The organism is Arsukibacterium sp. MJ3, assembly GCF_000987765.1.
Lineage (GTDB): Bacteria > Pseudomonadota > Gammaproteobacteria > Enterobacterales > Alteromonadaceae > Alishewanella.
Genome location: NZ_LAHP01000026.1, coordinates 24645 through 37206 on the forward strand (window position 1 = coordinate 24645; position 12562 = coordinate 37206).

General features: G+C 41.6%; 12 protein-coding genes and 1 pseudogene. 8 read left to right on the forward strand and 5 right to left on the reverse strand.

Annotation, left to right across the window (positions count from 1 at the left end; translation table 11 throughout):
- The first annotated feature begins 121 nt into the window (after positions 1–121).
- Positions 122–343: a helix-turn-helix transcriptional regulator gene (locus VT06_RS15215; RefSeq protein ID WP_046555184.1), complete on the forward strand. Its 222-nt coding sequence runs from the start codon at positions 122–124 to the stop codon at positions 341–343.
- Positions 344–370: 27 nt separating this feature from the next.
- A complete protein-coding gene (locus tag VT06_RS15220; RefSeq protein ID WP_046555185.1) occupies positions 371–985 on the forward strand; it encodes a hypothetical protein in 615 nt (204 codons plus the stop codon).
- Positions 986–1248: 263 nt separating this feature from the next.
- Here the strand turns inward: VT06_RS15220 and VT06_RS15225 are convergent, their stop codons facing one another.
- On the reverse strand, positions 1249–2619 hold the full coding sequence (locus tag VT06_RS15225; protein WP_046555186.1) for a ribonuclease J: 1371 nt from the start codon (positions 2617–2619) through the stop codon (positions 1249–1251).
- 114 nt (positions 2620–2733) lie between these two features.
- Positions 2734–3159, reverse strand: coding sequence for a potassium channel family protein (locus VT06_RS15230; RefSeq protein ID WP_235357450.1), 426 nt, complete (start codon positions 3157–3159; stop codon positions 2734–2736).
- A gap of 250 nt (positions 3160–3409) precedes the next feature.
- Here VT06_RS15230 and VT06_RS15235 point away from each other — a divergent pair, with 250 nt between their 5' ends.
- The 3 genes from VT06_RS15235 to VT06_RS15245 are packed head-to-tail and all read left to right on the forward strand — an operon-like array spanning position 3410 to position 5105.
- A complete protein-coding gene (locus VT06_RS15235) occupies positions 3410–3784 on the forward strand; it encodes a PA2779 family protein (RefSeq protein WP_046555187.1) in 375 nt (124 codons plus the stop codon).
- Positions 3785–3818: 34 nt separating this feature from the next.
- Positions 3819–4799, forward strand: coding sequence for a PA2778 family cysteine peptidase (locus VT06_RS15240; protein ID WP_235357448.1), 981 nt, complete (start codon positions 3819–3821; stop codon positions 4797–4799).
- Positions 4800–4856: 57 nt separating this feature from the next.
- Positions 4857–5105, forward strand: coding sequence for a DUF3297 family protein (locus VT06_RS15245; protein WP_046555189.1), 249 nt, complete (start codon positions 4857–4859; stop codon positions 5103–5105).
- 171 nt (positions 5106–5276) lie between these two features.
- On the opposite strand, the pseudogene VT06_RS18120 reads toward VT06_RS15245, so the two are convergent.
- Positions 5277–5402 (reverse strand): annotated as a pseudogene (locus tag VT06_RS18120) (ISAs1 family transposase); the annotation flags it as partial.
- Between the two features lie 279 nt (positions 5403–5681).
- On the opposite strand from VT06_RS18120, the gene VT06_RS17885 reads away from it, so the two are divergent.
- Positions 5682–5828, forward strand: coding sequence for an entericidin A/B family lipoprotein (locus tag VT06_RS17885; protein ID WP_082122557.1), 147 nt, complete (start codon positions 5682–5684; stop codon positions 5826–5828).
- Positions 5829–6080: 252 nt separating this feature from the next.
- On the opposite strand, the gene VT06_RS15250 is transcribed toward VT06_RS17885, so the two are convergent.
- Positions 6081–8573: a catalase gene (locus tag VT06_RS15250; protein WP_235357449.1), complete on the reverse strand. Its 2493-nt coding sequence runs from the start codon at positions 8571–8573 to the stop codon at positions 6081–6083.
- A 286-nt stretch (positions 8574–8859) separates the two neighbouring features.
- Between VT06_RS15250 and VT06_RS18260 the strand changes: the two genes are divergently transcribed.
- Complete coding sequence (locus tag VT06_RS18260; protein WP_161795045.1) at positions 8860–9024, forward strand: hypothetical protein; 165 nt, start codon at positions 8860–8862, stop codon at positions 9022–9024.
- 657 nt (positions 9025–9681) lie between these two features.
- Here VT06_RS18260 and VT06_RS15255 read toward each other — a convergent pair.
- A complete protein-coding gene (locus VT06_RS15255; RefSeq protein ID WP_046555190.1) occupies positions 9682–11418 on the reverse strand; it encodes an FAD/NAD(P)-binding protein in 1737 nt (578 codons plus the stop codon).
- Between the two features lie 284 nt (positions 11419–11702).
- On the opposite strand from VT06_RS15255, the gene VT06_RS15260 reads away from it, so the two are divergent.
- Entirely contained in the window at positions 11703–12224 is a 522-nt protein-coding gene (locus VT06_RS15260) for a DUF421 domain-containing protein (protein ID WP_046555191.1), read from the forward strand.
- Positions 12225–12562: the final 338 nt, after the last annotated feature.

Genomic DNA, 12562 nt, shown 5'->3' on the forward strand with positions numbered 1-12562 from the left:
GCTTATAACGCCATGCAGCTCAGCAACAAGGCGAAATACTAAATACGATAAACATAATTTAATTTACGTTTATCATAAAATATTTATTGATATACGAAAATTAATAGGCTAAGGTTTGCTGATGAATATACAAATCAATCTCGATATACAGTTAGCGAAGAACAAGATGTCTCTTACCGAGTTATCGCAACAGGTTGGTGTATCTATGACTAACCTATCGCTGTTAAAAACCGGCAAGGTAAAGGCTATTCGTTTTAGCACGCTGGCCGCCATTTGTCAGGCGCTAAGCTGTCAGCCTGGTGATATTTTGCAATACATTAACCACGACAATATTGCTACCTAAGCACAGTCAACGACAACAGGAGGTTTTATGACTCAACAACACTATTTTTTACCCGGTATTGCCGCGCTGCTTCTGGCAGTAGTCTTTCCAATCTATTGGTTGTATGCCTTTAGTGTGGGAGCAGAAAACTTTATTGAGGTATACCGCGCTGATCTGCTGAGCCTAAGCCTGTCAGATCTGGCTTTTGTGCTTATCGGCGTGCTGGAAGTGTATATTTATTTGTGTCTACGCCGCAGTTTTTCTGAGCGCTTAAGCTCAGCGGCAGCGGCAGTATTGCTGCTTATTATGGCGATACTGGTGGTGCTATTTCACGCCACGGTGCTGGTTGATGTGGCACTGACGTTAATGGGTTCAAGCCTGACAGCACACGCCATTGATACTATTGCTGAAGTTACGGTAGTTATCGCCCTTGGCGTATTGTTTGCTTATGGGTTGGTGGGGTTTATTCTCAGTGTTGTGTTACTGCTGAATCGCACTGGCGCACCAAGCTTACTAAAATACTTTGCAGTAGTATTGCTGGTAGGTTGTCTGTTGCAATTAACCGTTATTTTAAGCCCGCTGAATGTTTTTGTGTTCCCGGTTGCTTTGCTGCTGTTGGCATTTTATTTTCTTAAACCCCCTCAGCTATTAGAGGTAGTGTAATAACCCGGCGCGTGTTATCCACAGCAAACGTCAGATAGCCACTACTAAAATAAGGCGAACAACATGTTCGCCTTATTTGTTTTCACGGTTAGTCTGAAAGCTTGCACTAACCATCATTGACCAGACTAACACGGGTATCAGGCGTAGTAACAGTATTGCCACCAGTAAGGTTATGCCAAAACTCAGTAGCGATCCTAACAGAATATATCCGGTCAGTGCTCGTATGATTACAAGCCAGTCTGTGAACATAGTAGACATTGCGGTTAATTCTCAACGGCAATGCGCCCGGTTATCACGGCTTGTTGCCAGACACGCGGCTGAGGGGCCAGCACAAATAAATCACCATTTTGGCCGGTAAATTGCTGAGGTACACCCGCTAACTTAGCGACAGCGGCATTTGCCCGCATATGCGCGGCTTCGCCGTGTACCGGTATGGCGATGGCCGGTTGCACATAGCGATATAATAAATCTAGTTCACCTTGATTCGGGTGGCCCGAAACATGAATAGGTAACGGGCTGTCGGCACTTTGCAAGGTACGTACTTTCAATAGCGATAACTGCGCTATCAAGCGGCTAACCAACATTTCATTGCCGGGGATCAGGATAGAGCTAAACAGTACCAGATCGTTTTCTTCCACTAACAAATGCGGATGGCGCTGCTGCGCTAAGCGGCTAAGTGCAGCCCGCGGCTCGCCCTGACTACCCGTCGCTGCCACCAGCACTTCATTAGCCGGCAGGTAGCCAACATGAGAGGCATCAATAAGGGGTATATCCTCAGGCCAGTAGCCACAGGCTCTGGCTACACCCACCATATTTTCCATAGCGCGGCCAAACAAAGCCAGGTAGCGGCCGGTGCGCCGGGCGACATGGCCCAGGCTAATTAAGCGGCCAATATTACTGCTAAAACCGCTAACAATAACGCGTTGTTTCTCATGACGAATAACGTCATATAGCGCATGATAACAAGCGGTTTCAGACTCTGAAAAACCGGGTTTTAAGGCATTAGTAGAGTCACACACCATAGCAGTAATATCTTGCTCTGCCAGGCGTTTAAATACTTGTGGTTTAAATGGCCGGCCGGTCATTGGCCCGTGGTCAATTTTCCAGTCAGCAGTATGAAACACCTTACCAGCAGCCGTAGTAATTAGCAGCGCCTGTGGCTCGGGTATAGAATGGGTAATATTGAGCCAGTTAATTAAAAAAGGGCCAATGTTACAAGTACCACCGGGCGGTATTTCAATAATCGGCATATCCTGGGATACACCGCTACGGGCAATTTTGCGGCGTAATATTTCAGCGGCAAAAGGCGTACAATACACCGGGCAGCCAAAGCGTGGCCACAAAAAAGGTAAGGCACCAATATGATCTTCATGAGCATGAGTAATAACAATACCCGCCAATAATTCTTTGCGTTTAGCAATAAATGCTGGATCGGCAGCCTGAACCTCGGCAGTTATCGGGCTGGTTATGGGCTGCAGCGGGTTGTAGAAGGTCACGCCGCAATCTACCATTAACCAGCGGCTATCATGGCCATATAAGTTAAGGTTCATGCCAATTTCACCGCAACCACCCAACGGTAAAAACCATAAATCATTTGGACCAGGCAGTAAATCAGGGGGTAAACTAACAGTCAAAACCACATCCTTTAACTGGAGAAAGAGTAGAGTGTACGCAATACAGAATAATTAAGTACACTGGGTAGTAATTTAAATACGCATCTTGTGCAGTCATAAAGCAGATATCACGCCCTAGCCGGGTTTGTCCCAATCGCGCTGCATTTCAATAAATAAAAATGACGCGGTCCAGGTAATTAGCACCAAGCCCGTTAACGACTCAATACCGGTTAAGTATCGTAAATCACCAGTGGGTGCTATATCACCAAAGCCAACCGTGCTAAATACGGTAAATGAAAAATACATACAGTCCATTAGGCTGCCATCAAAATTACCCGTAAGTTCACCCCAGCCCTCGGCTTTATGCTTAAAATAATAGGCCAGCGCAAATAGCCAAATTTCGATAACATGTGCAATTAAAGCGCTAAAAACCCCGAATAAGATGCGATAACGATGTTTAATCTTAAGTTTAGGGATGTACAGGGTAAAACGGTATAAAAATTCATAATGCACCATAACCACAGCAGCCACCACTAGGCTGTTAATTAACCAGACATACACCAATACATTCACTCCTTAAATAAATGGCTATTGCGCCATTGCAAAAACGTTGTACTCAAACATATTAGTCAGACAGTAATGCCCTGTTACTGTCTGTCACTGGTCACAATCTGCTCTGTTGCATAGGGCAGGTTAATCGTCTACTCTTTCGAGGTGATAAATGTTAACTAGCCAGCGGTGTAAATCTTCGCTAAAAACCAAGTTTACTCTAAAAGCGTCTGCTTTATAAAATAGTGTTTAAGGATAAATAATGAATAAATTTATAACAGTCAGCATCGTGATGTCACTATTAATCTTCGGTATCGGCCAGGCAATGGCCGGAGTTTACAGCTCAGATCAAGTCATCGTGAATCAGCAACATCACTATAATAAACAGCAAGTATTGTCTTTTGTAGACAACGAGCAAGTACAACAAAAACTGGTTCAGCTTGGTGTCAACCCTGCTGACGCTAAACACCGCATAGCCAACATGACCAATGAAGAGCTTACCGCGTTAAACACCCAAATGAACGACATGCCCTCTGGTGGCATTATCGGTACTATTGTAACGGTATTAGTCGTCGTCGCGGTGTTGGATCTGATGGGCATTACCGACGTTTATCCTTTTATCCGTCCAATCGGTTAATTATTTTATGCTTTTACCGTGGCAGACTTGCCTGTTGGCAGGTCTGTTAATATTGCTTAGTGCCTGTCAAACCCCAATACAAACTAAACAACTTTTGACAACACCGCCTAACATTGCGCGGCAATACCTTATCCCAGAAGTACCCTTTTATCCCCAGCAACAGTTTTTTTGCGGGCCGACTACCCTATCTGAAGTAGCCGGTTTTTATGGGCTTAAGCAAAGCCCAGCCACCATTGCCCCAAACACGTTTATCTCTGGCTTAGATGGCACCTTACAAATTGAAATGATAGCCGCTACCCGGCAACTCGGTCTGCTGGCTTACGCACAACGTGCCAACATGAGCCAGTTGTTAAGCCTGGTCGCTGACAATATCCCTGTTATCGTGCTGCAAAACAATGCTATTGCTTTGCTGCCTCAATGGCATTATGCCGTGGTTATTGGTTATGATCTTGATACTGCAGAAATTGTGTTACATAGCGGAATAACAGCAGCACATCGTCTAAACTTTGCCACTTTCGAGCGCACCTGGCGGCGAGGCAACTATTGGATGTTAGCCATGCTACCGAGCAATAAGGCCAGTAAACATCTCGATCCCTTTATATATACCAAGGCCTGTCAGGATTTGCTGAACACCCATCAGGTAGACACCGGTATAGCCGCGCTTAACACTGCCACAAAACAATGGCCTGAATACTGGTTACCATATTTTTTACTGGGCAATCATTATTTTTCAACCGAGCCTTTGGTTGCTGCCACCTGGTTTTTGCAAGGCCTAGCATTTGCTCAGCACGAAATAGCTTATCTGAATAATTACGCTATGCTGTTAAGTACACTTCACTGCCATAGTAACGCGACTGCATTAATTGCAGCCGCACTACTAGTATCGCCAGATGATGCCAATTTGTTAGATAGCCAGCAGCAAATTCGCGCCGCTAAACAATTAGCTACTAACGCTAACTTGCCCTGCCAGATTGATACCACTGCATTTTCAACTGTTTCTGACAGCCGCCCTTGAGTAGCATGCCGGCTTTGTCTACAATGGCGAATATTTTATTTAGCACAGATCAGAGCCATGAACGACACAACGCCACCACCAGCCTTACCAGATCGCCTTTCTGTTAACCCCCGAAGCCCACATTATGTAACAGCCGTTTTCGAGCACGATGTAGGTATTCGGTTAAACGGTAAAGAGCGGTTTGACGTTGAAGAATATTGCATCAGTGAAGGTTGGGTAAAAGTTGCCGCAGCCAAAGCACTGGACCGCCGCGGCCAACCATTAATAATGACGGTTAAAGGTACAGTAGAAGCGTTTTATCGATAGGACATGTCAAACAATAACTGATAATTGCTAGGGCACATAACTGCAGGGTTACTTCCGGGGTCCGCCAAGCTAGCATACAGGTAACCGCATGAGTGTTCATTTTCCGCGCATTCGGCTAAACCCTGCTGCTAGTACTGCCTTAAAGTAACCGGTTTTAATCCAAACACGCTATTGTTTTGCCGCGATGCTACCTTTAGATGGCTCCGCTCTTAGCATGTTTAAAGATAAATGACGCAGCAGTGACCAATTTTCCGCAGTATTCCCCTGATAAATCTGGCAAGCGTCTTCTTTTATGCTGGCAGTTCATGACCATTGAGGGTTAGATAAACAAAACTTAATATTAAACAGTTTAATGGTATTTTTACCTTTAGTGACTTGTGGCACTGGCATGCCACACAGTTGAAATATATTCCGGAATATTTGTAATTACTGCAGGGGCAGCAAATACAATAAATAAAATGTAGTTTTAAAACAAGTAAATATACTTGGTCTGTTTTTTGCTTTAATAATTTCTAGTAAATTGTAACTGTTATAAATTGTTAAGCTTAACCCCTATTTACTTCTAAGGAAAAAACGATGAACATAAAATTACCACGGTCGCTGACGTTATTCCTGGTGGTGTTATTTAGTGCTGCTGTTGTTTCCTGTGCCACTATTGACGGTGCAGGTCAAGACATTGAAAGCGCTGGCGAAGAGATTCAAGAAGCAGCAGAAGGAAACTAGCTAGCGCCTTTACTAGCGACAGGATGGCTGGTTTAAATAAAGTTATTTAGCAATCCACAGCATGTTGAAGTGATGCTTAAGTCATTAAACATTGGCAATGCGGGCATACTGTTTGACGGTGTGTAAATAAATTTGCAGAAAGTGACTTAAGTACTTCTACAGTGCTTAGCGAAGTGTCCACTGTTGCTGGTACAGATAAAAACGTGCGTTGCCTGCTACACAATACAAACGTAATTGTGTAACAGGCATAATTTATTTTACAAATTCACTCTCTCTTGATAAATGACGATGGGCGGCAATCGCATCGATAATCTCAGAAGTCATTTCGCCTAATTCATCACTGGTTGTCATTAGGATACCGTGGTCACTATTGTTGACTGTTGCAATACCGGCCATTTCCAATAACTGCTTTGCTGCGCCTATTGCCAGTATGGTCTTACCGTGCCTAAATGCATCTTTTACAAACGCCATGGTATCTACATTGGAAGCAAGCGCCTGCACCGATTTTATACCATCAGATAGCATTAATGCATCAAACAATACCGATGGGGAATTCTCCATTGATTTATTTGCAACTATTTTTTCACCATTGACACCTTCAAACATGCCAACTCTCGAACCCACAAAATGCACCACTGCACCTGCTTCAATTAATGCATTGTAAAGTTCTGCCAATGAGGCTTGCTCAACTCCATCTTCGATTAATATTGCAATTTGACGACTGCGAATACCACATTCACCTGGTAGTGCCGTTAACGACAAAGATGGAGAAATCGAAACTTCAGGCTGCGATAGTTCAATAAAGGCTTTTGGCATAGCTTCAGGAACCTCCATCCCTAACCCTTTCGCAACTTCCGCGGCCAACTCCTCAGACACATTTACTAACGATGATAACATTCTATCTCTAATAGCAAGTACCTCAACTTTGCTAAGCTCGAAGCGAAAAGCACTGGCTATATGAGCTTGCTCGATCGCCGTTTGACTGTTATAAAATAAAGTAGCCTGGGCATAATGCTCCGAAAACTTTTCTGGCTTACCACGCATTTTGTCCGCACTGAAGGCCTCTGGGAATGATACAAAACCAGCTGTTCCAGCCTGAAATGGGCAACCACCAGCCAGCGAGTTAGGCTCGTAAGCAACCCGCCCACGATGTAACGCCTGGCGATGCATGCCATCGCGTTGGTTATTCTGAACGTGACCTAACGCGGAGTTAATTGGGATCTCATGAAAATTTGGACCGCCGAGGCGAGTGATCTGTGTATCTATATATGAGTGAATGCGACCTGCTAACAAAGGGTCATTTGAAAAATCAATTCCCGGAATGATATGTGCTGTGCAAAATGCAACTTGTTCGGTTTCGGCAAAAAAGTTATCTGGGTTACGATTCAGAACCATCCTTCCTACAGGGATCAGTGGCACTAATTCTTCAGGGATCAACTTGGTCGAGTCGAGAACATCAAAAGTAAAACTTTCGGCTTGTGCTTCACTAAAGATCTGTAACCCCAACTCCCACTCCGGTGATTCGCCAGACTCAATAGCCTCCCACAAATCCCGTCGATGAAAATCAGGATCGACCCCCGATATTTTCACCGCTTCATCCCATACTAGAGAATGAGTACCCAACAGGGGTTTCCAGTGAAACTTACAAAAGACTGATTGATTCTGATCGTTAATTAATCGAAACGTATGTACGCCAAAACCCTGCATCATTCGGTAACTGCGAGGTATAGCCCTATCTGACATGATCCACATCAACATATGTGTAGATTCAGGCATTAATGAAACAAAGTCCCAAAAAGTGTCATGTGCTGACGCTGCCTGCGGCATACCATGATGTGGTTCCGGCTTAACGGCATGAACCAGATCAGGAAACTTCATGGCATCTTGAATAAAGAAAACAGGAATGTTATTGCCCACCAGATCCCAATTACCTTCTTCGGTATAAAATTTGACAGCGAAACCACGTGCGTCTCGAGCAGTATCTTTCGAGCCTCGCTCACCAGCCACGGTTGAAAAGCGCACAAATACCGGTGTTTTTTTTCCTTTCTCAGCAAACGGTGCAGCAATAGTATATTTACTTATCGAGTCATAAGCTTCGAAATAACCGTGCGCGGCCGAACCTCTGGCATGCACAACCCTCTCCGGAATACGTTCATGGTCAAAATGAGTAATTTTTTCACGCAGAATAAAATCTTCTAGCAACGAAGGTCCACGCAATCCAACCTTTAAAGAATTTTGATTATCGCTTACTTTAACGCCGTGATTAGTCGTTAAGGACTGATCGGTTGCATCAACCCTTACTCTGTTAAGTGAGGAAATAGTCGCGTTACTTCCAAGCGGTGCCAAGCTACCCGTTTTTGCTGTACCAATCTTCTCTGAGCAAGTGCTTGCAGTAAATTCACTGGACTTCTGCGCTACAGTATATCCAGCAGTAGGTGCTATTGCATTATCGTAACCATATTCACGCAACCTATCACTACTGTTAGGCATCTTCGAGACAAATTCGTTGATAGATTCGGCTTGTTCAGTGACGATATAGTTAGTGTTAAGAATAGTTTTATCACTTACTGTAGGCGTTTTACTTTCACTATTGCTGCATGATAACTTAGCTGTCTTTTTACTTTTAGCCATTATTGTTCTCCGTTGAGCTGAGATGTCGATATCAGATGTGAATGTGAATGTGAAATACTGAGCATAACCATTATTAATGCCACTAGAACTCGCTTTACCATCCGGCTTAAGCATAAATCAGACCAGAAGAAGATGACTGCTTAGCACCCTCGTAACATCTAAATTTCAAAAGTTGCCATATTTACTAGCATGTAATTTTTTCTCGTTATTGCAAAAAAATTTCAATATTTTTTAGTTATGTAACTTTAAAAGTTAATTTAAAGTACCAATGCAAAAGCTAATAGCATGATATTAAAAGTTTATTATGACATGGCATTAACTATGCAAACACTTGAAGTGTGAACAGCCGTTCATAAATGCAGTTAGTTAATGTATTTAAATAACAATTAGGAGGCCCTTCGTGGCTAATCAAAAAGATCAAAGCGGCCGTCCAGGAATGGACGAAGAAAAACGTCAAAGCGGTTCTAACGATTTAAAAGATCAACAAAAATCGGATAAGCAGAAACAACAGATCAATCCAGACAAAAATCAGTCTACAGACCGAAAAAGTGGTCGTAATCAGTAACTGAAAAACCCGGCAGATAATGCCGGGTTTTCTCTTAGCACTTCATACGCTAAGCAAATGCATTAAGATGATAAGCTGCAGACAAAATATTAACAATCTCTGTTGTTACAAACCTTACCATTAATGATATCGGGGAAAAACTCGTGATAAACAGTTCTCCCGGACGTCTCCCGAAAACCTGACACCAGCACCGAAATTTGTGCAGCGAGATTAAATTTCGTCACGCTAAGTAAGTGTTAACCTTAGAACGGCAGGAGTGAAAGATTCTGCCGTTTTTAAATGCTTGGTATGTTATTACTTGCAGTTAAGATGCCTAGTGGCCGCTGATAAGTGTCAACAGTATCCTGTTAAAATATATTTAGTGAACAATGCTTGTAAATATTACGCATTATCTGGTAAGCGTTACAAAATTTAAAATAACTTAATGTTGATAAAATTATAAGCGCAGTTTCCTAATGTCAGCAAAAAAAGTCTCAAATTTACATCCAGTTGGCTTAATTCTTACGATATACACGTTGCTTTAAATGTTAAATACTTAACGCTACGGCAGTAGAGTGTTTTAAACAGCGTCCGTTTAATTAAGTTCGGCTTATACTGAAGCCAGTAGCGCACTACGTTCGCCAAGATAGTGTTAGCATTCATGACGGCTTAATCTGGTTAATGTTCACGCGGTGTCAGGATAGTTGTCCGGTCTGCTTTTATTTTTTCCACGATTATGGTAGATACCTGATCACAAAAATCAAATCCTGAATAGTCAGGATTAAATCCACTAATAAAAGGAACCGCCATCATAAAACAATTATTGGTTGCTGAACCATCCGCATATAAAAATTGAAAATAATCGTTAATAGCAAAACCCTGCAAATTCAAATAGTAAAAAGAGTCTTCTTCCAAGGAAATATGTTGCGTACCTTGGCTAAGCAAAAAAACGGCGTTTTCATTACTTTTGAACCTTACTCTGGCGTGAGCTACAGGTCTATTCTCGAACATTGACGTAAAGGGAAAATCATCAATTGCATATGGCTTTTGACCAGTACAATCTATAAATGATTTGAAAATATGTGCTTGTGCTGTCGGGTTATCCTCACCTAAATAATAGTGAAACTCATGATCGTTCAAAATTTGAATTTGACTAGTTTTGTCTACGGGGATTATGTCGAGCCGGCCACATTCGTATAGTGCTAACAATTGCTGTGCAGACGACTGCGGTATATCGGCAATAATTATGGCAATTAGTGGTTGCAAAATATTATGCAATCTTATCATATCCTCGCCAGATAAGTATTTAGCAGGATAATTGATACTGTAACTAAGAAGAGCGAATAATTTTTTCCAAGGTATTGTGTTTTTTACTCTTATGGATTGCCCAGCTTGGATATATTCAATTTTGAGCAAAGTAAAAGATTCAAATCCCTTTCTAGACGACAGAACCCACTGCGCAAATAAATCCACGTTTTTATCTGCTATTGTTTTGTAAAAGTCTGGATCACATTTTTTGAGGAGCATTTTGAAATTACTTTCGAATAAAAAATCCAAGGATACAAAACCACCGCTATTTGCTCTGTGATGTTGTATCTGAGTGTCACTCATCATGTATTGAGAAAACGCCAAAGGATCGCCCAGATGATAACGAACACTTGGTAACAGACCATCCAGGGTATACATTACTATTTTAAAATATTCAGAATTATTATCTACTTGGTAAATTAAACGCTTACCTTGTTTGATAAAGCGACCGTTAGCCTGACTTAATGTCCTAATGGCATCGATAGCAGTTAGTGAACTGCCTTTAAGTGCAACCGAGTGATTAAACACCTTATTTAACTTTTGTGGAGGGTAAGGTGAGTTGAAAAATCCCGCCACTTTAACTTCTTCTTTTTTAGGCCATAAGTGCCCCGTGCAAATGACTACCTTGTCAAAACCCTCAAATTTATCAACTTGAAGTAGAATGCTGTAAGTTGCATCAACATTATTTACTTCAATATCGCATACTTCAGAATTTAAATGAACGTTTAAGGTATATCCACGTTTCTCTCCTATCAAAATTAACTTGGCAAACTGATTCTCTAAGTAGCTGCCTAAGAGTAATCTTGGTACTACTTCTTTATTATGGAAATCTGATTTATCAAGTTCAAATTTTGATAGCAATTGCTCACTTTGTAACTTAATCCAATTTTCAAGAGTATCGATTAGAGGAGGAATTTCGTCGGACGAAACATTAGATATATGCGATTCAAGGGCACCTTTAATGCTATAAGGCATGCCTTTACCCAGAGAATCGGCACTTTCAAATATATCAATGCTTAAAAAATCTATATCAGCATCTAAAAGTTTCTTAACCATGAATAATGCGCTTGGCCCACCGCCAACGAGCGCTATTTTTAGATCCTTCATGTTAATATCCTGGCAATAATATTTTTTAGTTGATTAGAGTTAGTTAACGTTTTAAGCAATTGCCATGCCTTTCTCTTATAAAACTTCTCATTTAAAAGTCGCATTACGCTTGAAGAAGACTCGTTACCATTCAAATAGCCAACTAATTAAGTCATTAAATCGCTAATTTTCACTGTGTAAATGTTGGCATTACGCTAAGCTAATAAATAGTCAGGTTCTCTCTGTCACAATGCTACATTTTGTAATACTTATTTTTATCATTTTCACTGTAAAAGAGGTTTACAATGTTTATATCTAATCCAGTTATTGATATGTTGCTTCGGGGAGTAATTTTAACAACTATTGCTATGATCTGGGTCGTATTACTTGTACGTATAAATGGTCTACGCTCATTTTCCAAAATGACAAACTTCGATTTTGTAATGACTGTTGCCATAGGATCGCTTTTAGCTGGCTCAAGTCAGTCCACTTCTTGGATCGGATTTATTCAAGCGTTAATAGCTATGGTGATGTTGTTTTCTGTACAATATGCTACCGCAAGATTACGCAAAATGTCGCATAAGTTCGAGAGTATTATACAAAATACTCCAGTGCTATTAATGAAAGATGGTGTCATTATTGATGAAGCTCTTTTAAAAACTCGCGTCGCAAAAGATGATTTGATAGCGAAACTACGTGAATCTAATGTGCTAGATTTCTCTCAGGTACGAGCGGTAGTATTAGAAACAACTGGAGATATATCGGTACTTCATGGTGAATATTGTTCACCTGAAATGTTAATGGGCACTCATACGTATGACCTTTAGAAATTGAAGAAGTGCTTCATTCGTGAACTAATTGATTTACCAGAAAAAAAGTTTAGCTTTGCAAGCAAAACGAATGAAGCAACAACCATATATCCGATTTTTAGCCGCTTTTGAACGACTTTTTTCACCAAATGAGCTCGATGCACTGGGTCAACAGCGTCATCGTTAGAATTAACCATTAGGATGTTGGATTTGAAACGGGCTGCGCCTGTAATTTTTGTAAGTACAGCAAATCTACTGTGAGCGTAACACCAACCGCACATTCCAGCTTTAGCTAAATCTGCTTACCCTGTCTGGATCTACAACCAGGCAGAGGTTTCACATGAACCGCAGAACAT

What these genes read in the sequence shown, in the direction of transcription:
- VT06_RS15215 (WP_046555184.1), top strand. Translation starts at nt 122, where the DNA reads ATGAATATACAAATCAATCTCGATATACAGTTAGCGAAGAACAAGATG.
- VT06_RS15220 (WP_046555185.1), top strand. Translation starts at nt 371, where the DNA reads ATGACTCAACAACACTATTTTTTACCCGGTATTGCCGCGCTGCTTCTG.
- VT06_RS15235 (WP_046555187.1), top strand. Translation starts at nt 3,410, where the DNA reads ATGAATAAATTTATAACAGTCAGCATCGTGATGTCACTATTAATCTTC.
- VT06_RS15245 (WP_046555189.1), top strand. Translation starts at nt 4,857, where the DNA reads ATGAACGACACAACGCCACCACCAGCCTTACCAGATCGCCTTTCTGTT.
- VT06_RS17885 (WP_082122557.1), top strand. Translation starts at nt 5,682, where the DNA reads ATGAACATAAAATTACCACGGTCGCTGACGTTATTCCTGGTGGTGTTA.
- VT06_RS15250 (WP_235357449.1), bottom strand. Translation starts at nt 8,573, where the DNA reads ATGCTTAAGCCGGATGGTAAAGCGAGTTCTAGTGGCATTAATAATGGT.
- VT06_RS15255 (WP_046555190.1), bottom strand. Translation starts at nt 11,418, where the DNA reads ATGAAGGATCTAAAAATAGCGCTCGTTGGCGGTGGGCCAAGCGCATTA.
- VT06_RS15260 (WP_046555191.1), top strand. Translation starts at nt 11,703, where the DNA reads ATGTTTATATCTAATCCAGTTATTGATATGTTGCTTCGGGGAGTAATT.